This window comes from Aquirufa sp. ROCK2-A2, from assembly GCF_054558485.1.
This window is the reverse complement of record NZ_JBPXKA010000001.1, coordinates 325901-347793: the sequence shown is the minus strand read 5'-3', so window position 1 is coordinate 347793 and position 21893 is coordinate 325901. Positions and strand designations below refer to the sequence as shown.

Annotated in this window: 14 protein-coding genes; 1 reads left to right on the top strand and 13 read right to left on the bottom strand. The window is 37.9% G+C overall.

Features of this window, described 5'->3' with window-relative positions:
- Position 1 precedes the first annotated feature (1 nt).
- The 9 genes from V7S76_RS01510 to V7S76_RS01470 form a co-directional block, all read right to left on the bottom strand.
- Positions 2-1159, bottom strand: coding sequence for a Gfo/Idh/MocA family protein (locus V7S76_RS01510; RefSeq protein WP_459508231.1), 1158 nt, complete (start codon positions 1157-1159; stop codon positions 2-4).
- A gap of 22 nt (positions 1160-1181) precedes the next feature.
- Positions 1182-2213, bottom strand: a complete 1032-nt coding sequence (locus tag V7S76_RS01505) for a sugar phosphate isomerase/epimerase family protein (RefSeq protein ID WP_459508230.1) — start codon at positions 2211-2213, stop codon at positions 1182-1184.
- Between the two features lie 23 nt (positions 2214-2236).
- Positions 2237-3445 (bottom strand): class I mannose-6-phosphate isomerase, encoded by a 1209-nt coding sequence (locus V7S76_RS01500; protein ID WP_459508229.1) that lies wholly within the window; start codon positions 3443-3445, stop codon positions 2237-2239.
- A gap of 12 nt (positions 3446-3457) precedes the next feature.
- Entirely contained in the window at positions 3458-4525 is a 1068-nt protein-coding gene (locus V7S76_RS01495) for an aldose 1-epimerase family protein (protein ID WP_459508228.1), read from the bottom strand.
- Between the two features lie 24 nt (positions 4526-4549).
- On the bottom strand, positions 4550-7279 hold the full coding sequence (locus tag V7S76_RS01490; protein WP_459508227.1) for a c-type cytochrome: 2730 nt from the start codon (positions 7277-7279) through the stop codon (positions 4550-4552).
- A gap of 19 nt (positions 7280-7298) precedes the next feature.
- Positions 7299-8081, bottom strand: coding sequence for a 3-keto-disaccharide hydrolase (locus V7S76_RS01485; RefSeq protein WP_459508226.1), 783 nt, complete (start codon positions 8079-8081; stop codon positions 7299-7301).
- A 67-nt stretch (positions 8082-8148) separates the two neighbouring features.
- Positions 8149-9342, bottom strand: a complete 1194-nt coding sequence (locus V7S76_RS01480) for an FG-GAP repeat domain-containing protein (RefSeq protein ID WP_459508224.1) — start codon at positions 9340-9342, stop codon at positions 8149-8151.
- Between the two features lie 69 nt (positions 9343-9411).
- Positions 9412-10923 (bottom strand): RagB/SusD family nutrient uptake outer membrane protein, encoded by a 1512-nt coding sequence (locus V7S76_RS01475; protein ID WP_459508223.1) that lies wholly within the window; start codon positions 10921-10923, stop codon positions 9412-9414.
- A 35-nt stretch (positions 10924-10958) separates the two neighbouring features.
- Complete coding sequence (locus V7S76_RS01470; RefSeq protein WP_459508222.1) at positions 10959-14063, bottom strand: SusC/RagA family TonB-linked outer membrane protein; 3105 nt, start codon at positions 14061-14063, stop codon at positions 10959-10961.
- Positions 14064-14335: 272 nt separating this feature from the next.
- Here V7S76_RS01470 and V7S76_RS01465 point away from each other — a divergent pair, with 272 nt between their 5' ends.
- Positions 14336-15499 carry a CPBP family glutamic-type intramembrane protease gene (locus tag V7S76_RS01465; RefSeq protein WP_459508221.1) on the top strand — a complete coding sequence of 388 codons (1164 nt, stop codon included), beginning with the start codon at positions 14336-14338 and terminating at the stop codon, positions 15497-15499.
- 147 nt (positions 15500-15646) lie between these two features.
- On the opposite strand, the gene V7S76_RS01460 is transcribed toward V7S76_RS01465, so the two are convergent.
- Genes V7S76_RS01460 through V7S76_RS01445 form a run of 4 tightly spaced genes read right to left on the bottom strand, consistent with a single transcriptional unit; the run spans position 15647 to position 21880 of the window.
- Positions 15647-16990 (bottom strand): PhoPQ-activated pathogenicity-related family protein, encoded by a 1344-nt coding sequence (locus tag V7S76_RS01460; protein WP_459508220.1) that lies wholly within the window; start codon positions 16988-16990, stop codon positions 15647-15649.
- Positions 16991-16993: 3 nt separating this feature from the next.
- Positions 16994-17830 (bottom strand): sugar phosphate isomerase/epimerase family protein, encoded by an 837-nt coding sequence (locus tag V7S76_RS01455; protein ID WP_459508219.1) that lies wholly within the window; start codon positions 17828-17830, stop codon positions 16994-16996.
- Between the two features lie 15 nt (positions 17831-17845).
- Entirely contained in the window at positions 17846-18667 is an 822-nt protein-coding gene (locus V7S76_RS01450; protein ID WP_459508603.1) for a ThuA domain-containing protein, read from the bottom strand.
- 57 nt (positions 18668-18724) lie between these two features.
- Positions 18725-21880: a PVC-type heme-binding CxxCH protein gene (locus tag V7S76_RS01445; protein ID WP_459508218.1), complete on the bottom strand. Its 3156-nt coding sequence runs from the start codon at positions 21878-21880 to the stop codon at positions 18725-18727.
- Between the last annotated feature and the right edge of the window lie 13 nt (positions 21881-21893).

Here is a 21893-nt window from a genome sequence, read left to right as displayed (position 1 = left end):
CTTAGCAAGGCCAAACTACATTTGTATCCTTCCATTGACGATCTCTTCCTGATTCAATCACTGCTTCACATACCTTTTGAGTTTGTAAGGCTTCTTTGAATGTGGGAGAACAAGGTTCATTTTTCTCAAGCGACAATAAAAAGTCGGCAGCTTGATGAACAAAACTATGTTCATAACCAATGATTAAACCTGGCACCCACCATTTATCCATGTATGGCTGATCTCCATCCGTAACCAAAATCGATTTCCAACCACGAACAATGGAATCATCCGAATGATCAAACATTTCTAAACGATTCAAATCATGTAAATCCCAACGCAAAGAAGCGTGTTCTCCATTGATTTCAAAAGTATAAAGAGCTTTGTGTCCTCGTGCATAACGTGTCGATTCGAACAAACCTAAGGAACCATTATCAAAATGGCAATGGAACAAACACGCGTCATCAATTCCAACTTTTTGTACTTGACCCGTTCCTGAATGAACGCGTTCTTTGACAAACGTTTCCGTCAAAGCTGAAACATCATTGATGCCTCCATTTAACCAAAGTGCGGTATCAATACAGTGGGCTAATAAATCGCCAGTAACTCCAGAACCTGCAGCTTCTACGTCCAAACGCCAAGTTCCCGCGCCTCCTTGTGGCACATCTGGACTAATGGTCCAATCTTGCAAGAAATTAGCTCTATAATGAAAAATACGCCCTAATTTACCTGAATCAATGATTTTCTTAGCTAAAGAAACAGCCGGCAAACGACGGTAGTTATACCAAACCGTATTACGAACTCCTGTTTCTTCAATCACTTTTACCATTTCTTCTCCTTCTGCCAAGGTTCTAGACAAAGGTTTTTCACAAAGGATCATTTTCCCGGCTTTTGCAGCAGCGATGGCAATTTCGGCATGTGTATCATTGGGAGTACAAATATCTACCGCATCAATATCATCTCGAGCGATTAATTTTCTCCAATCCGTTTCATATGATGCATAACCCCACTGAGCAGCAAAAGCCTTCACATTGGCTTCATTTCTAGAGCAAACGGCCTGCATAACAGGCTCATAAGCTAAATTGGGGAAAAAGTTTTTTATTCTATTAAAACCATTTGAATGGGTTCTTCCCATAAATCCGGTTCCGATCAATCCTATTCTTAATTTTTTCTTTTCCATTTCAATCATCATTTACCAATTCCTAAGACCAGCCATGAGCTTCTCTTACTCGAATCATTGTTGCTAAAATATCATTCCACGTTTTTTGTTGAAGCATAACTTCATTAGAGAACATACAACCATCCCAACAAATATGTTTAAAAGCTTGTGTCAATTCACCTTTGGCATCTCTTAACCAATATCCAGCATCTTCCGCTACCACTAATTTCCCATTGGGATCCGTGGCTTGACAGTGACGGCCCGTTTTGTCGTGACTACCAGTCCCGTGAACAGTACCATCATTTTGTGCTACGTGAAAATCAATGGTCCAAGGACGTAAAGCAGCACTAATTTTCTTCAAAGCATCCTTCAGCACTTCGCGATCTTGCCAATCATAATTATCTGGCAAAATACGATGCTCAGGTGCATTGTAACCCATGGTATAAAGAAGAGTATGTGACATATCCGCTTGGAAACCAATATTTTTACGATCAACCGCTTCCAAAGTCTCCACCATGTGTTTCCAAGAATGCATTCCACCCCAACAAATTTCTCCTTCTGCAGCCAAACGCTCACCATAATCCGCCGCTACGTCACAAGCACGTTGAAACGTTTCAACAATCTTTTTAGAATTACCAACGGGATCTTTTGCCCAATCAGAAACACCACTTGCCGAATCAATACGAATGATACCATTCGGACGAATGCCCAATTCACGTAATGTTTGACCTACTTCACAAGATTTGCGAACCATGTCTACAAAATGATCTTGGTCATCTTTACTTCCAATAGCTGGTCCACCCCAAATAGGTGCCACCAAACTTCCAATTTCTAAACCATGTGCTGCAACTTGATCTGCTAATCTTTGTGCTCCGTCCTTTCCTGACTCGATATCATAATGTGGCCCTAAAAGTCCAATATCTACGCCATCAAATTTCGTACCGTTTACCTCTGCGGCAGCAGTCATTTCAAGCATTTGATCAAGGGAAATAATCGGTTCCGAATCTGGACCTTTACCAACAATTCCTGGCCAAGTTGCATTGTGCAATTTTGGATATATATTATCTGGTTTCATATGTATAGGTTTTTAAAATAAACTTAAAATTTCAAATCTGGATTTTTAGGACCAAAATGTTTCAGCATGACGATTGGATCCGTTGAAGAATGATTGGTAATGGTTACGCCTTCATTGGCAGCAGATTCTGTTACAAAGAATTCGTCATTTGTCAATTGTCCATAACGGATTAAAGCTGGCGTTTCTATGTTCCAAACACCCATTTTACCATGACCTTGCATCATGATTAAACCATATGCCGCCGCATCTGTAATTGTTACTGTTTGACCTGGGAAAATGGTTAATTCTTTGGCACTAAAAGCATCTGAACGATAGCAAATCCATTTTTCAGAATAGCCCTTAGCTTCCATTTCCTTTTCATCAGAAACTGGAATAGGTTGCATGAAACGAGTTTCCAATAAATTTGGATTGGTATTTAAATCCCAATCGATTACTTCCATCAATTGATCATAATTTCCTATTTCTTCTTTCGGAGTACCATTCCACAATAACTCTTCTGGAATCACTGCTTCATTCACCAATGATTGGTACATCGCAAAAACATCTGAAGCTTTTTGAGGTTCATAGGTACACATACTACCTGGGGCGTGCAACATTCCCGGAGGAACATCCCATCCTGTACCTGGAATTAATGGAAACGCTTGAGAAAACATCGTAATTTTATTATCACCTTTGGTGAAATTCATCAAACATTCTTTGATTTGCTCTTTGGTAGTACCAGGAGCTATTCCAAAAAACGTATAAGGAAAATCGCCACCATGATTATTCAATTGAGGAGGAAAATAGTAGGCTTCTGGCTTACCCAATTGTCCGATTTTAGCCGCATGTTCATCATTATGGTGAATATGATGAGGCAATGGGCCCATATTATCAAAAAATTTCGAATACATTGGCCATGATTTGTATTCATTCCAAAGGCGATCTCCAATAATTTGAGCTCCTAATTCTTGAATAACATCTACCAATAGCACCTGCTCCTCTTTATCTCCCTCTTGGTAAACCACAGCGCTTAATCCTTCATTCTCACCTGTTAATGGACCATTTTTAGCTGGTGTGGTGGAAGATAACCAACGCTCATCGATCCCGCCACGAACTCCACCTAGCACATAATAATCATCCGGATGTAATTTGATTCTTCGGCCTGGGACACAAAAAGAACGAGGAACCCAAGTAGGTGCCAACCTTAATATTCCTTTCCCTTGCTCAAGGGCTTTTGCTGCTTTATTTTTCATTTCAATATAGGCTTATATATGTTGTAAAAATTCTGTTAATTCTTTGTTGTTTTTTTGTTGATCTAACACATCCAATGTGATATCAAATTTCTTGGATTCATTTGGTGCTAAATAAATCAAACTTCCGTCTTCTCTAGCTGCTTTTTGACCGATGGGTGGATGAGTTCCAGGCTCCACACCGGTTACATATTCATTGACACCAAAATGTTGCCAATTGGTTAAACTAGGCAAAGAACGTTTATCATATACCATGCGAACTCCCAAACCGATTGTCGAATTATACAATCCACAAACTACTCGATGATTAGCATCTTCTTCTGCATCAATAAATGCCACTTCCTCTCCATTCCCCAAATGAATATCCAGTGGGTCAGGACATTTCTTATAATCATTTCCCTTTTTAAAAATCAAAGGTTCATTGATTCCTTCGAAACGATATTTCCACTTTCCCTTCGCTACAATATCCGTTCCAGCATCTATCAAAGGCCATCCAAAATTAAAATGGTATAGCAACATCAATGGTGCTGGGGTATTTCCCTCATTCAACACTTCATCTTGAATCTGAATGAACGGTTCACCTAATCGACCAGAAATGGTTCTTTTTAATGTCAGACAAGGACCAAAAATAACATGTTGGCGAATAATGCCTGTGATACTCATATCCAAATTTCCGGAACGAATGTCAGGTTGAATAATGGATACAATTTCAGCCATTTGATTGCTGATTTTTCCATGCACACCTCGAGAACCAAATTCATCCTCTTCAGGCCCACCCACATGATCCAAACCACAAGTTGTTAAAAGTCCACCCCCAAAAGTTCGTAACCAATGAATTCCTTGGTCAGCAAATGGTTGTGGACTCGTAACTCCCGCATGGCTTATCCATGCTAAACTTTTTTCTTGATAAAAGGCTTCCGCAATATCCATTGCTCGATCAAGAACAATTTTATAGCGCAAACCTGAACCTGTATCCATCCAAGCAACTCGGACTCCCTTGCCCGCACCGTTGTCTAAAACAGAGGTTTCAATTCCTCCGAGTTGCTTGTGATTAGAGATTTTATTTTCCCAAGGATACTTCATTTTATTTCATTAATGATGATTCAATTATTTAGCAGCTTGTTTGGTAAACATGGCATTAGCTTCATTTCCACCCGACATTAAATAAGCCATTAAATCTTTCAATTCTTCTGCACTTAAGCTATTGATTAAGTTAGCAAGCATCGGAGAAACACCTGAGTATTTCACTGAAGTTACATTTTTCTTCAATACTTTTTCAACTTGATCAGGCGCGTATGGATTTTGTGAAACATAGAAGGCCACTTTATCTTGATTAGTAATACGGCCCACCACCGATGTTCCATTTCTCAACATCAATTGGGAAGCAGCATACTGATCGGAAACCACTTTATTTGGATTGATAATTGCTTCTAAGATATCCTTTTTAGAAAAACGAGTTCCTAAATTGGTTAAATCTGGACCTACGTTACCACCACCATCAGAACCAATGGCATGGCAATTTCGACAAGTAGTAGCAGCAAACCAAGATTTACCGTTGGCAAAATTACGATTTGTCAAAGGCTCGTCAAGAAGTGCAACGGCTTCTTCCAATTTCCAGTTTTTACCTGGACCTTTTGGATAATCTAATTTCACTAAATCATTTCCGTTGGCCGTTAATAATTCGGCGCCAGACATTTTATCATATTTAGCTCTTTGTGATTCCGCCACATTTTTTAATGCTAATTTACGAGCACGATCGATGAAACCTACGTAACTACGTCCACCATTGAAATTAAATCCATTGCGGAACCAAGCGAAATAACGATCATGCAAATCAGGAGTCCAATTATTTTTAGCAGCACTTAACATGGTACCTAAATAAGTTGATTGAGCTGGTGGAATTTTTTCCAACATACGTGCAATATCCGTGCCATATTGAGGATTACGTAAAATTAAATCAGCAGAAGAAGTAGCTGTTTCTACACGATAGGCAGCTACAGAAGCTGTATCTTTAGTCTCCATTAATTTCAAGGTTCTAGGTATAATGCCTGGAGCCTCCAATGTAATCAAAATACGGCTTAACGAACGAGTTAAGTTCATTTGTCTTGCTGGGTACATGGCATCAAACTTCGACACAATGGCAGAAGATTGAGACGCATCAGGTAATCCATTGCGCAAAATATTCAATTCAAAAGCACGAATATAATCGATTTGTAAAGCTTCATTAAAAGCCTTATTGTCAATTTTCAATAATGCAGCATTGATGGCAGCTTTATTTTCTGGCTTATCGGCACGAATTAAACCAATTAATGCATTGATAGCAGTCACTGGATCTTTTTCGTTCAATGCTTTTTCTTTCCAAGAATCCACTGGATTATGCTCCAATGCCATTCGCGCTGCATAACGAACAAAACGATCAGGATTATTCAATTCAGGCCAAGCTGTTGCAACAGCAGCTGGATTTGGACCTTGGTGGAATTGTTCCAATTTGCGACGTAATTCATTTAATGGATTAATCGATGCAGCAGGTGCCTTTGCAACTGCCTCCTCAGGACCTGCATAATAAACACGATACATATCCGATTCTAAACGACGACCGCCAATCATGAAATATAATGCACCATCTGGACCCACAACACCATCAGTCAATGGAAGTGGAATTCCTGATAAAAATTCTTCTCTATCCGCTGTATAGGTAGACCCTTGAGGCTTCAATTTAATTAAGTGAGCAATACCAAATGTCCAGTCGAATGCTAATAATGATTTTTTGTATTTGGCAGGGAATTTAGCATCTCGTAAAGACAATAAACTGGTCGGTGAACCTTGTCCAATGTTTAACACTGGAGGTAAATTATCCGGTAAAGAAGGTGACCATTTGCTGTTACCTGTTCTCCATCCAAATTCTGAACCCGAAGTTACGTGACAAATACGGGTTGGACGATACCAAGGCAAACCGAAATCCCACTCCATATCAGCATCATAAGCAAATAAATCGCCTGATTCATTGAAAGCAATATCAAATGCATTACGATAACCCGCACTGATTAATTCAAATTTCTTACCCTCTGGATCAAAATTCAAGACATAGCCTCCTGGTGCATAACGATCATTGGCATGTCCGCGAGGATCTTTGATTAATGGGAATAAATTATCTTCATGCCAATTTTTTGGTAAACGATATGCATCCAAAGCAGGAACATCCGTATGGTTACCATTGATTAAAAACAAGGATTTTTTATCTGGCGAAAGAATAATGGAGTGAGGTCCATGTTCACCTTCTCCTTTGAATTCTTTCATCAGAGTGATTTTATCATATTGATCATCACCATCTAAATCTTGAACACGGTATAAACCACTTCCTCTTGGCGCATAACCTTGAGAAAAACCATTTCTTCCAGTGGCAGCTGGTTGAGGGTTAGCAGGAGTCGCACGTGCATTAACCAATACATATAAACTGTTAAATGCATATAACAAGCCGTGTGCATTACCAATTCCTAAGGTATCAACGCCTTTTCCGAATTTCAATTTTTCAATTTGAGGAGTAACATCTTTTGAACCTATTGCTGGAACTTTCAAACGAAATAATCCACCATATTGATCGGAAGCAATGATTCTTCCTTTGTCATCGAAACACATGGCAACCCATGATCCAATTTTAGCATCAGAAGGGCTATAAATATGTTCAATTTTAAATCCGGGTTGAAGACGGATGTTATCTATTTTGGGATTGGCACCCTCCACGACGGCAGGGCTTACTCGGAAAAGCGAATTGAAATTCGCACTTACCAAAGTAAAAATCGCCCCAAAAACGACGGCAATTTTTAATACTGTTTTCATTTTCAATTTGTTTATAGGTTTATTTTAATTTTTTCAATCGAATGTTTTTGTACTCTACTTTCATGGGTGGTCCCACATGTACTTGCATACCTAACCAACCTGATTTTTTTCCATTGACTGCATCTAAATCGGTTACATCGCTCATCAATACCCCATTTACGAAATGTTGTAAACGATTTCCCTTTGCAATGATATGAATTTCATTCCAATCTTCTGACTTGATGTGTGTTTTAAGTGAATCCGCTGAACCCAAAGAACCCGTTACTTTACGAGCTGTCCAGTTATTTCTTTGAGAATACGTTTTTAAATTATTTTTCAACTCAGGATCCGTTTGCTCGTTGATGGTTGAAATTTCACCACGATAGGCCAAGGTTGTACGCGCTCTTTCTTCGTAATTTTGTCCAGTATATCGGTTAGCTCCATCAATATCAGCTTGATATCCTTTTAACGCGAAAGGCAAATCTGGAGTTAATTCTTCTGAGCGATAATTGACGCCCGTATTTCCCGCTTTGGCAATTTTAAATTCCGCTTTGAATTCAAAATCAGCGGGTTGTTCAGCACGATAAATGAGAAATTGATTTCTTTTCAAAGTTGTTTCTGGAGTAATTTCTCCAACGATGCAACCATTTTCTACTCTCCAATAGGTCGGATCACCGTCCCAATTTTTCAGTGATTTACCATCAAAAATTTGTTTGAAACCCTTTTCACTCGATTTTTTTGATTCTTGTGAATCTTTCTGTTTGAAAGAATTTATCGAGAAGAGTAGACATACTAATCCCAAATAAACTACTACTTTTTTCATGTTAATAGGTTTTAAGTTTAAAATTTAAGTAAAAAAGAATAGAAAAAAAATATTTTATCCGTTCAGTTTACGATTTCTTTTGAAGAAAAACGAAAACGCCTTTTTTATTGGAGATGACGATATCTTTTTTACCATCTTTATTCATATCGATGATTTCAGAATGTATTCCAGCACCTGATTGATCATCTATTTCATGTTTCACCCAAGTTGGATTTTTTCCTGGCATACATTCGAACCAAAGTAATTTTGCTGCTTCCAATTCACCCGGATCTTTTCCATTGTGGGCCATGTATCTTTTACCAACCACAAAATCCAAGACCTTATCATTGGAAAAATCAAAAGCCGCTAGTGAATGAGTTTGAGAAACTTGTTTATCAATCAAAACCGTTTCTACCTTGTTTCCATTTTCGCTCAACAAATGATACCAAATTCCATAGTCATGAGCCGATGAACTAAGCAAATCCATTTGGCCATCAAGATTCACATCTTGCACCAAAATTTGTGCGGAGTCAAACTGCAAATTCAAAGGATGAAAAATCCAATTTTCTTGTTTTACATCTTTGGGAGATTCCCACCAACCATCTTTGATGATCACATCTTTTCGTCCGTCTTTGTTTAAATCGCCAAAGCCTAAACCGTGGGTATATTTATGTACTCCGACATTGGGATTGTTGCTGATGGTGTGTGCTACCCAAACGGTATCATTTTTGATGTGAGGGGCCTCTAGCCAAACAACTTTTTTATTTTTGGAATCGTTACCAATTAAATCTTTTTTTCCATCAAAATTAATATCTTCAAATAAGGGAGATTCATTTCCTAAGGAATTAGTCAACAAATGTGCTTTCCATAAACCAGCTTTATTTTTTGGATTTTCGAACCAAAAAACGGCTTCACCTGGCAAACCAATTTTGATGATATCCACCCAACCATCTGAGTTAACATCTTGTGAAAAATTCAAAAAAGAATTACTGTAACCCTCATCGACTTTGAAAACATGATCAGAAGGGAAAGGCTTTAAACTTCGATCATATCGAATATCACTTGAAAACTGATGTTTTTCCCATTTGGGACCTTGAAACCAAAAGGCTCCAGCGATAACATCTAATTGTCCATCTTTGTTGATATCAGCAACGCTAACTCCTTCAGACAAAAAGACATTGGATAAAATAGTTTTTTGAAAAGGGATGGGCTTCTTTGCTTCCATTACATGAATGAGAACAAATTGCAATAAAAACAAACATAGAACAGGTAGCGTTTTCATGGCAGATGGAGAATTAAATAGCCGTCCCTACATATTGGAACGGCTATTTGTAACACAAAAAAACAATTATTACTTAATATTTGGATTCAAAGCAGCTTCATCAGCAGGCATTGGATAATATTTTTCAATGACTGTAAATGAATTACTTCGTAAAGTGTACCCTTTTTGATAGTAATAAGAGAAAGGATTTGCCTTAATTTCAGCACCACGAGCCGTGATAACCGCTTTGTAGGTGTCAGTACGAACTAAGTCATGCCAACGCTTATTTTCAAAAGCTAATTCTACACGGCGTTCTTTCATTAATGCCTCCCTGAAAGAAGCTTGATCAGTAGCAGTTGTCTCAGCTAACCCTGCACGTTTGCGGACTGCATTCATAAACGCTGCTGCTTCAGCTGTTTTACCTTGCTCATTTAAAGCTTCAGCTAAAAACAATAAAACCTCAGAATAACGATATACTGGCCAATTCATACCATGATTACCATTCAAAGAGTGAGTTTTCATGAATTTCTTGATGATAGGATATGTTTTCCCTTCCCATAAAGTAGAAGAACAAGTAATGTATCCAACTGAAGCATTTTTACGTAAGTCGCCATCTTCATAAGCAGCAATTACATTAGGTGTAGGAATGTTATTTCCTTCTCCCGTTTGTGGCTGTGGATTCGAAGTTCCTGAAAGTGTCTTTAATTCCGACTCTAACATAGGACGTGGTAAGAAGTTGTACATAAATGTTCCATTGTAACCGTTAGAACCTTCTTGAAATTGAACTTCAAAAACGCTTTCAGCATTATTTTTGTTAGCTGTACTTGTAGAGAATACGTTGTTGTAATCAGGAATTAATGAATAACTTCCTTCAGCAACTACTTCTTTCAACAACTTTTCAGCACTTGCCCAATCCTTCTTGATGATGTACAAATTTGCAAGAACTGTTTTAGCTGCACCAGAGGTAGCACGTCCTGCTTCTTGAGTTGCTTTGCTTTTCAATGAACCAGCAGCTCCAGTTAAATCACCGATAATGATTTTTTCCAAATCTGCTGCTGTTCCAAGCGGTGCGGCCGCAGCTTCACGAGCGGTTACCGGAGTTAATTGCAAAGGAGCTTTGTTGAAATAACGATATAATTCAAAATAAGCAAAGCCTCTCATAAATTGAGCTTGACCTTTTAAATTCCCTTTAACCGTCGCATCAATATCTGCTTTGTCAATTAAAGCTAAAATTTGATTGGCACGAGCAATGATTAAGAAATCTTGACGATACTGATTCAATACGTGCGTATTGGTAGTCAAACCATTCGAAACGGGAATAGAGAAATCTGCCAAATCCTCTTGTTGCTCCGTAGCACCAAAAGCTGTATTACGAGCATAATAAGTATTATCCGAGTGCATTTCAGATAATAACCAAGAACGATCGTTGTAGATAGTTCTTAAAGGAACGTAGCAAGCATTGACCGCTTGTTCAAAATCCGATTGTGTTTTAAAGAACGTCACCGAACTTAAATTGGTTTCTGGTGTGATATCCAAGAAACTTTCTGTGCAACCCGCTAAACCCAGGGCTAACAAACAGCTTAATATGATTTTATTTTTCATTGTATCTATCTATATATGTTATATATCTGGCCTAATTAAAAGTTAAAGTTCGCCCCAAGCGTGATAGTACGTGGAACAGGATAACTTGAGAAGTCAATACCTTGACTCAAGTTTCCACCGTCACCTTGTCCATTTCCTTGAGAACTAACCTCTGGATTTTGTCCACCCCAGTAATTAGTAAAGGTATAAGCTTGTTGACATGATGCATACACACGAAGTGACTTATACACTTTTGAAGGTTTAGAGAATGTATATCCTAAAGTAATATTACGAATCGTGAAATAAGAAGCATCTGCAATGAAACGAGAGTTTATCCAGTCACGCTCAATACCCGTTACGTTACCACCACCTACAGTTGTACCATATTTGCCATCACCTGGCTGAGATTCTGATCTCCAACGATTAGCTACTTCTTCCAATAAGTTGAAAGGACCATCTAAGTTAGCAGTAGAGTAAATATGACGAACCAACAATTGGTTTCCATAAGAACCTGAACCAATGATGTTGAAATCCCAATTTTTATAGGTCACGTTGTTGGTGATACCGTAAATAAAATCAGGAAAAGGATTACCCATGATCACACGGTCATCATTGTTACCACCGTTGGTGATAACTCCATCTCCATTAGCATCCCATAATTTAATGGTACCTGGGAAAGAACGACCTGGTACTTTTGGACTGGCATCCACATCCGCTTGATTTTTGTACATCCCTTGAGAGATAAAACCATAGAACTGACCAAATGGTTGACCCACTTTGGTGATATGGAAGGTACCATATACACGGTCAATACCAGGAGCTAAAGCAACCACTACGTTACGGTTGAAAGAAATATTCGCATTGGTTGTCCATTTCACAGCACCTGTGGTATTTTTCGTATTTACTGCAAATTCATGACCCCAGAATTTAATTTCCCCAATGTTGTCATTGAAGTTACCAAAACCTGACTCTTGAGCAATTTGAACAGAATACAATAAATTCGTTGTGTTCTTCAAGTAATAATCATAAGTGAAATTCACACGATCATTCCAAAGATTTAAATCCAAACCTAAGTCAATTTGACGTGTTTTCTCCCATCCTAAATTTGGATTCGCTAATGTTGATACTGCAGCTCCTGGAGCAACTGTATTTCCAAATACACCATTAACTGTATTGTTAATCAAAGCATATTGTGTGTAGTTACCGATGTTATTATTACCAATTTCTCCAATACTACCTCTAATTTTCATGAAAGAAACAGCTGGAATATCTTGCATAAATGGCTCATCCGAAACTACCCAACCTGCACCAATGGATGGGAAAGTTCCCCAACGGTTATTGGCTCCAAAACGAGAAGAACCATCACGACGAATTGCTGCATTTACTAAATACTTACCCTTGTAATTATAAGTAGCACGTGCTAAAAAGGAAGTCAATGCCCATTCTTGAACCCCACTATTGGAAGATCCACGGTTGATATTGATGGCTCCTTGAATAGTTGGTAGACGATCATCCGAATAAGTATCCGCTTGAATCTGAGTGGATTCTTGACGGAAATATTGATTGGTATAACCTCCCAATAATTCCAATTTATGATCATCGTTAAACGTTCTGTTGTAAGTAACAGTATTTTCATTCAACCAAGACAAGTTTTCAAAATTCTGACGAATGGAAACAGCAGTAGTAGGAGTTGGCGTATTTAAAGCTACTGTTGCTGAAGATGGATTAAAGAAGAAAAATTTCGTTCTTAAAATCTCACCATTCATACTTGTTTTGAATTTCAAACCTTTAATCGGCTCGTATTCCATATAACCGTTAGTTAACAAGTTAGTTGTTGTCGTTTCGTTGGTAATCTCACTTGCCGAACGAACCCAGTTCGCATAGGTCCAAATATTACCCGTACTTGCAGGGAATTTATTGAATTTCGTTAATGTAGTTCCATCTGCTTCATATATTGGCATGATTGGCCACGTATGTATAGCATTGAACAAGATACCATTAGAACGATCACCGTCTGTTCTTGGAGTATTGTCATACGTCAATTGAGGAGCAACATTGAAACCAATGGTTACTTTATCCGAAATATCATATGCTGAATTTAAACGCAATGAATATCTTTTATAGTCGGTGTTTAATACAACACCTTTTTGATCTAAAACACCTGCTACCAAAGAAGTTCTTGATTTTTCTTTGTTGGAAGTAATTGACAAATTATAACTAGTGATAGGAGCATTTTTTTGAATCAAAGCATCATACCAGTCGTTGTTTTTACCTTCATATTGAGAAGGATTTTGGAATTCAACAGGTACAGGTTGTTTTGCGTCTTCGTAAAATTCTTTTTTGAATTGAGCAAATTGAACGGCGTTCATCATTTTGATACGTCCTTTCATAGGTACTTGTTGGATACCTGTATAAACGTTAAACGCCACATTGGTTCCACTACCTTTACCTTTTTTTGTTGTTACTAACACAACCCCATTAGCAGCACGAGAACCGTAAAGAGAAGTCGAAGCCGCATCTTTTAACACTGAAATATCTTCAATTTCATCTGGGTTCATCGCTCCAATGGATCCAGTGATTGGAAAACCATCCACTACATACAATGGCTCAGAACCAGCAGAAACAGATAATTGACCACGAATACGAATACTCATCCCCTTACCAGGTTGTCCAGTTGTTTGGTTAATTTGAACACCCGCCAATTGACCTTGTAATTTTTGGCCAATTTGTGTAACCGGTAAATCTTTTAATTCTTTGTAGCCAATGGTTTGTACAGCTCCTGTAATTTCCTTTTTCGATTGAGAACCGTAACCCACAACGACAACTTCGTTCAAAGTTTGGTCGTCAGAAACCAAAGAAACATTCAAAGGCGATTGACCTGTATATGCCACATTCTTAGCAGCATAACCTACCATACTAAAACGAAGATTATCTCCTGATTTAGCATCAATTTTAAAATTACCCGCAGCATCTGTAGATGCACCACGTGTGGTACCTACAATAGAAATGGTTGCACCGATTAGCGGCTCACCCGTTGAACTGCTAACTTTTCCTCGTACACTTTGTTGTGCAAAGGCTGCCGAGGTAAAAAAGAAAACCATGACTATCAGCATAGCGACAATCCGATTTCCCTTTTGGAAATAGTCAAATTTGTTTTTCATAGAAATAGGTTTAAAAGTTATCAATATTTGATAGGTGTCAAGAATTTCTCCTCCTTTCCACGATGTAATTTTATCAAAGGCTTGCAAGTAAACTATCCTTAAATAACATAGGATAGTTAAAGTTTTTCTAAAAAAAATGAAATAGATAATCGTATGGATTTAATTTCAGGATAATCCACGACAGATTTCATAATCAACATAAAATTGTTTTAATTGGAAAATATTCTGGTAAGAATGATGCTGTAATACGTTTAAAACCTATTTAAATAGCCATGAAAACAACTATTTTCCAGTTGAAATACCAACTGATTTTCACCTTATTTATCTTACTTTTCTTTATTTCTGTTAACCTGAAGATAGAATGGCAAGAATTGCTTTTTTCGAGTTTGTATGTAATTATTTTTTTTGGAATCACCTTTCTTGTCGGAGAAGAAATAATCATTCAACGAATACAAAACTTATCCGAAATCAAAAAAGAACGATATCTCATTTTCCCCATTTTCATTCTCTTACTTTTTTATGGGTATTTTTTTCTTCATGGTCAAACTCCTTTTAAAGGCAGCTCAGGTTTACATCTATTTTTATACCTATTTCCTTGTCTTTATTTTTTAGCATTTCCGAAAAAGGAAATTCGTTGGTCGGATTTATGGATGGTTTTCCTTATTTTAATTCCTTCTACTATCATCAAATTTGAAGGAAATTCCAGCTTGCCCTTTGAGGGTTCCGGATTTAGTTCAGTTCAAAAATTCACATTGATCATTGGTACCGTTTACTCCTATCTTTATATTCGAAAACTAAAAGACATAGGATTTCAACTAGTGGGTAATCTTTCCTACCTGAAAACATCTTTGCTTTCTTGGCTCCTATTTGTCGGATTCGTTTATGTCATAGGATTTATCTATGATTTTAATTTATCACAACCATTTGCGCCATTAAGTCTTAGTTTACTCTTTATTTCGATACAGGAATTGGTTCGGATATATTTTGGAACGGCTTTAGTAGAAGAATTATTTTTTAGAGGTTTGATTCAAAATATCTTATTTCAAAAAATGGAATTCGAAAAAACCTGGAAAATTTATTGGAAAATAGGTTTTGGCTTATTTTTAATCATTAGCTTAATAGCAGGATATGCCCTTCAACCCTCCCTATTTTGGTTTCCGGCCATCATTTGTATCTTGTTATTTATGGCAGCCTTTTATGTTGAGCAACGAAATATTGCGCCTGCAGGAACATACACCGCATTGGCCATCACAAGTATTTTCTTTGGTTTAGTGCATTTTCATGCCGGATCCATATTGTTTGTTGGATTAGCAAGTGTAGCAGGTTGGGCTTACGGATATACCTATTTGAAAACCAAAAATGTTTTTTATTCGGCCTTGGTCCACTGCTTAGTCAATGCAAGTGAATTTCTATTTGCTTTGGATCAATTGAAATAAAGAAAAGATATAAGAGAGAAGAGAGAAGAGAGAAGAGAGAAAATAGGAAGAGAGAAAATAGGAAGAGAGAAAACGGGAAAAGAATTAAAGACACCTATTACCTTTTACCTATTACCTTTTACCTATTACCTAAAACCTATTACCTAATTAAAGTACCTTCTCTTTATCCAAAACATAAATTCTTGTAGCAGTTGAATAAACTCCACCGCTCGGATCTTTGTATTTTAAATCCAAATAAAAGGCAGCATATCCTTTTTTAGGATAGTTTTGTTCAATTTTGATTTGGGATAAATCCGTCACCTTAACTTTGTCGCTTAGCCATAAATTATTTCTAAAATCACGATCAGCCGAAGTGGTGTACCATAAAGTAGCTTCGATAAAATCTTGATTTACTCCTTTTACTGATAGTTCAGCAGCATTTTTATTGGCCGCTATGGTCCAAACAGGAAGTGGCATTTCTCTTCCTTGAACAACGTTGGCAAAAAATCCACTCAAGGCTTCAATCGCTTGTTTACCTCCTCCTAAATCATGACCTGCATTGGGAACATAATGAATTAAATTTTGGCCCGGAATTTCATTGTAATAATGCTTGGTTGCATCCACTGTCCAATAAGGATCGTTTGTGCCAATAAAAATCATTTTTGGAATGTTGTATTTAGTGCGATAAGAATAAGGATCAATCATCGTGGTAATTGCTTGGCCATCAGGAGTTCCGGTCCCTTGAGGAATGCCTAATTTAACGTAATCCTCAATTTCAATGCTATATTCTCCATAAGTGGTATATTGATAATTCAATGTAGCAGGCATATTCAACATATCAATCACCATCGGTGCAATGGCTTTCACCCGCTTATCGTCAATGGCAGCAGACAACCAAGTTGTCCAGCCTCTTTTGGAAGCACCCGCCACCACAAAATTATTGACAGAATAAGCGAATTTTCTCTTAGCAAAATCTTGAACCGCATCCATACCTCTAACAGCGGATTTGACCATTGGAAATAACAATGGCCAGGTCACATCCTTATCTTCTTTGTATTTATGTAAAGTAAATGATATGATTTCATCTTCCACCCGGCCATCAAACAAAGGCTGATTGGGAACTTGTTTGATCAAAGAAACAATGGCTTTGTTTTTGGCTGCCAATGCAGACAATGCTGGCCACAAACCATCTTTATTACTCCAATTGGGTTGTTCGTCTTTATTCGAACCACCGGTAATAAAAAACAAAGCATCTTGATATTTACGATCTTTGGGAACAAAAACGGTCAATTGATGTCGCCAAGTAATTCCATGCCATTTTTGAGAAGTTAACAGCAATTGATATGCCATCACATTACCCATCGCTGTTGAATCCTTTACCTCGTATTGAAAATTACTATCACCATTATTGATATAATCTTTTAAGGCTGACTCGGGAGTGCTTTTGGATTTTTGGCCAAATGCAATTAGCCCAATGAAAAGAAAGGATATCGTAAATAATCGAAATTTCATGCTCTATTTATTTAAATGCTTTTGTATATGTTGATAGCTTTTTAAAACCAATTCTGCTTCTGTGGTATAATTTTTTCTCCAAATACATGCTGCCGGCAACAAAGGCGTAAATGCCTCCACAACTAACCAACCTTTATAATCCATTCGCTTCAATCCTTCAAAAACATTGTCCCAGTGTACTTGTCCTTCTCCCAAAGTGGCTCTCGTACTTTCTGACAATTGTATATGCCCCACTTCATCCGCAATTCTTACCATCGCATCTCCTGTATTGAACTCTTCAATATGCGCGTGAAAGGTATCAAACATGATTTTCACATTAGGATGATTGATGGCTTTCACTAAACTATGTAATTGATCCGCTGAACTTACCACGTAATTTTCAAATCGATTCAAATACTCCAAACCCAAAATCACATTTTTTTCTTGGGCATGTGCCGCAACAGCCAACATACTTTCTTTGGACCAATCCAATTCTTGTTGTGTCGGAGCCGCACCTGAAAATACACCCAAAGCAGAGTGATAAGGACCCGATAACCAAGTAGCACCTAAATAGGCTGTCACATCAACCGCTTTTTTCAAAAAGTCAATTCCATTCTGACGAATGGCCGGATCAGCTGAAATGGTATTCATATCTGCACCTAAAAAAGTGACAGTAAAAACAGCTAATCCCAAACGATCAATTTCCTCTTTCCAAGGTTTCCAATAGGCTAAATCTGTGTTAAAAATAGGAATTTCCACTCCTTCATACCCCACTTCTTTGATGTAGGCCAAATGTTGAATAATGGATTCATTCATGTCTGGTCCATAAACCAGGGTATTCATTGCAATCTGATATTTCATGGTATTCGTTTTAATCTATTTTTTTGAACTAACCATTCCTCTGTAAGGAACAATGATATCTAATTTACCGGACCATTTTTGAGGTACTTTCACACCTAATTCCCAATGAATAGCATTGACAACCAATCGCTGAAAAGGTTCAACTGAAAAATCTTCTGGATGTCCCATGGTCGTAAAAAACACTTTGCCTTTGTACTCATTTTCCCAAGTCCAGGCAATGGGTTGATCCTGTGCTGCTTTATCTGGATTCACCGCTTTACCCATGATTAACCAATCGCTGCCTTTTTTGGGATAATCGGGTAAAACACGATACAACCACGAGCGAACATGAAAAGTAGGATCCACTCCTGTCAAAATCGGATGTTTCGATTTTTCAGGGATAATGGTTGCATCTGTACTTGCATTGTGCCCATAATGGGTATGTTGGGCAACACCTCCCCATCCTGGAGGCGCACCAAATGCTCTTTCAGCGAAACCATTGTAAGATTCCAATGGATCTCCTTTAGGATAATTAAACGAGTGGGTACTTGTTCGAAAGCCCATGATAGGTTTACCTGATTTCAAATATGCCTCAATATGTGCCACTTGGTCTGCAGGTAATAATCTCCAGCGTAAAAAGAAAACAGCTAAATCTGCGTCTTTTAAAGATTCTAAACCTGGAATATCCTTTTCTGCATTTTGATCTGGAAAGGATTTTAAAATTTTTGTTCTAAATCCATATTGAGATTCCAATGTCTTGGCCAAAAGTGGCAAGGTCTCCTCACCGCTGTATTCATGGTCTCCGCAAACAAACACAATCAATGGTTTTTTATTGGATTTCTTTTGCGAAAAACCCATTTGAACAAAGACAAAAACCAAACAAAAACTCAACAGTAATCGACAACTATTTTTCATTTATTTTTCTAAGGGATGTAGTTCTAAAATTTCTGAAACATTATAAAAATCTTTTTTGGCCGCAATGGATGCTCTCACTGCTTTTACTTTTTCAGGCTTAATGACGGAGGCTTTATTCCCAAATGCATTACGAACATAAGTCAAAACCGCAGCAATTTCTTTATCGTTCATCAATCCACCATATGGAGTCATCGGTACTTGACCTGGATATTTAACCCCAGATACTTCAATAGGCCCCATCAATCCTTTTAATACTAATTTTATTAATCGATCCTCATTTCCAGTTACCCAATTAGATCCTGCCAAAGGAGGAAAACCAGAAGAGACCAAACCTTTTCCATTGGTTTGGTGACAGGTATTACAATATCCATCTTTGGCGAATAATTTTTGACCTTCTTTGAACATGGCTAAATCATTCCCCAATAAATCCGATTCTACTTTGGCTTCTTTTTTCTTCGCCACGTTTAGACCTGAAGCATGGGCCACCGCAATTTCATGCGGATCTTTCATCCAATCATCCAAAGGATGTTTTTTGGCCAAGGCCAAAATGGGCAAAGCTTTTTCTTTGGGCAACCAAGAAGCGGCAACAAATGACTCCATACGTACTCGGCCATGTTCATCTTCTGCTGCTTTGGCCAATAAATCGGCTTGATTAGCCACTTGATGCCCTGTATATCTCAATACTCGGACAGCTGCAGCTCTAACATGATAATCTTTCGATTTCAATAATTGATTTAACAATGTTTGATCCACTTTGTTCAAGCCCCAGGAAACCCAAAGGCCTTCCAACACATGATGTTCATAATTAGGATCTGATTTATCCAAATTTGCTACCCAAGTCTTTATTTTTGGCAGAACATCCGAGGCATTTCTTCCGCGTAATTCTCTCCTAACTCGGTACCTAGTACGATATTCGGGTAATTTTAAATTATCCAATAATTCGTCTATCGAAGCACCAAAAACCTTAGCTGGTTTTACCAAAGGGCGGGATGGATAGGTAATGCGGTAAACTCTACCATGGGTATGATCTCTTAATGGATCCCTTGCGTTGTGTTGCATGTGTCCAATTAAAATATTGTGCCAATCAATGACAAACAAAGATCCATCGGGTGCAAATTCCATATCTACCGGTCGGAAATTACGATCTTCTCCAACGATTAAATCTTGGCGGTGCTTCGATTTATAACCGGTCCCCTCATCTGTCAGAATATGTTGTTTCATACCCAAAAATCCAATGGTATTATTGATTAAAAAATCGCCTTGAACTTCTTCTGGAAAATGTCTGCTGTAAACAAATTCTAAACCAGATGTTGGACGAACCAAGTGTTTTTCTTCGACCAAGGTAAATGATTTATGACCGGTTTGCCCATACCTATTTTTGGTCGATCCTGGCATCATCCAACGAACATCGGGACCTGATGTTTCGGCAAAGAAGTTTTGCCCCCATTTGTCAAATGCAATTCCCCAAGGATTTGGAATAGACAATTGAGCCACTCTTTCCAAGTGCTTTCTAGCAGGATTATAGCGCATAAATCCTCCATTAGTAGCCCGAACGGTGCCATAAGGAGTTTCCACATTGGTATGTAAAAAGACACCTTCACCCATGTAAATGGCACCTGATTCATCTGTCACAAAGGCCGATATTTCATGATGCGTATCGTGATCATCAAAACCACTTAAAATGACTTCCTTTTTATCTGCATGATCATCACCATTGGTATCTTGTAAGAACACCAAATTGGTTCCTTGAGAAACATAAACTCCATTATGAGCAATTTCCATTCCTACCGGCACGTGTAAACCATCGGCAAAAACAGTTTCCTTATCTGCCTTTCCATCATTATTGATATCTTCCAAAATAATGATTTTATCATTGGGTTTAGCATCACCGGGTTTATAATGTGGATAAGAAGGCATACAAACCACCCATAAACGACCTTTATTATCAAATGTCATTTGAACGGGCTTAGCTAAATCAGGAAACTCTGCTTCCGAAGCAAACAATTCAATTTTATATCCTGGAGCTACTTTTATAGCTTTTAAGGCTTCTTGACCGTACAAATACGTTAAACTTCCATTTTTATCCGGATTAAAATTGGTTTTTACGGGTTCCAATTTTCTTGTTTTGGCATCTGCCGCGACAAGATCAAATGGTTTTCCGTGCAAGGCTGCTTGGATAGCCTTTTCTCTATTATCCGTCATCTGACGAATTTTCTCAATTTCAGCCGGGTAATTATCTGGTCCAAATGGATTGTACCTTCGTCCATACACGTGAACCCCATTGGGTATTTTGAAATCGGTATGCCACATCCAGTTTTTCTCCGCTACCGCAGTGTAAACTGAATTTCTCAAGTTCTCTAATGTCGTATTTCTCTTTCCAAATACTTGGTCCGCTAAGAATAAGGATAATTTTTGATACCCTTTATCATTCAACTGAAATCCGTCGATGGTTAAAGGTTCATCTGATTCTGAGTACCATTTTTGAGAAGCCGTAAAAGCATCTAAGAATAAAACGCCTTCTTTTGCACAAACCTCTTTCATCGCTTGACTATACAATTGAAGATTCACATTTTGGGTTTTCCCATTCGGTAAATCATACAAAGCTGTTAAATCTTCGAAAGCAATTGGAGAAACCAATGCCAAGTTAGGAGCAGAAACTCCATTGTATTTTTGAGCTAAGGTGTGTTGAATAAAAGCCGTTAATTCTGCTTTATAGCTTGCCAATTTTGCTTTGCCTTCGTAGGATTCGCTGTAACCAAAAAATCCAATGACGATATCCGTTTTTAAGCGGGACAACCATTCATCGTGTGTTTCTAAATGACCTTCACTGCCAGAAGGATTGGCGAATTCATCTTGGAATTTACCTGCTCCAGGAAAGGCCCAAGGTTGATTTCTGGCGGAATGTGGACGAAAACCCGGTGTATCACCACCATCACATAAATTACGAACTTGGAGATTATTATCTGGATAACGTAAATGTAACTCCGTTTCAAAATGATCATAATTAATCATTCTAGATCCTAAATTACCTCCTACCAAAGAAATGTGAGCATTCAGTGAGATCGGTAAAAATTTGGGGGAAGCTGGCTGAAAAAAGCTAAGTGAACCCAGTGCTACAACGACACAAACAAAGCCTAGCGTTATTTTATTAAACATTTTAAATAATTTT

Coding starts and splice junctions, on each gene's coding strand:
- V7S76_RS01510 (WP_459508231.1), bottom strand. CDS start 1,159: ATGGAAAAGAAAAAATTAAGAATAGGATTGATCGGAACCGGATTTATG.
- V7S76_RS01505 (WP_459508230.1), bottom strand. CDS start 2,213: ATGAAACCAGATAATATATATCCAAAATTGCACAATGCAACTTGGCCA.
- V7S76_RS01500 (WP_459508229.1), bottom strand. CDS start 3,445: ATGAAAAATAAAGCAGCAAAAGCCCTTGAGCAAGGGAAAGGAATATTA.
- V7S76_RS01495 (WP_459508228.1), bottom strand. CDS start 4,525: ATGAAGTATCCTTGGGAAAATAAAATCTCTAATCACAAGCAACTCGGA.
- V7S76_RS01490 (WP_459508227.1), bottom strand. CDS start 7,279: ATGAAAACAGTATTAAAAATTGCCGTCGTTTTTGGGGCGATTTTTACT.
- V7S76_RS01485 (WP_459508226.1), bottom strand. CDS start 8,081: ATGAAAAAAGTAGTAGTTTATTTGGGATTAGTATGTCTACTCTTCTCG.
- V7S76_RS01480 (WP_459508224.1), bottom strand. CDS start 9,342: ATGAAAACGCTACCTGTTCTATGTTTGTTTTTATTGCAATTTGTTCTC.
- V7S76_RS01475 (WP_459508223.1), bottom strand. CDS start 10,923: ATGAAAAATAAAATCATATTAAGCTGTTTGTTAGCCCTGGGTTTAGCG.
- V7S76_RS01470 (WP_459508222.1), bottom strand. CDS start 14,063: ATGAAAAACAAATTTGACTATTTCCAAAAGGGAAATCGGATTGTCGCT.
- V7S76_RS01465 (WP_459508221.1), top strand. CDS start 14,336: ATGAAAACAACTATTTTCCAGTTGAAATACCAACTGATTTTCACCTTA.
- V7S76_RS01460 (WP_459508220.1), bottom strand. CDS start 16,990: ATGAAATTTCGATTATTTACGATATCCTTTCTTTTCATTGGGCTAATT.
- V7S76_RS01455 (WP_459508219.1), bottom strand. CDS start 17,830: ATGAAATATCAGATTGCAATGAATACCCTGGTTTATGGACCAGACATG.
- V7S76_RS01450 (WP_459508603.1), bottom strand. CDS start 18,667: ATGGGTTTTTCGCAAAAGAAATCCAATAAAAAACCATTGATTGTGTTT.
- V7S76_RS01445 (WP_459508218.1), bottom strand. CDS start 21,880: ATGTTTAATAAAATAACGCTAGGCTTTGTTTGTGTCGTTGTAGCACTG.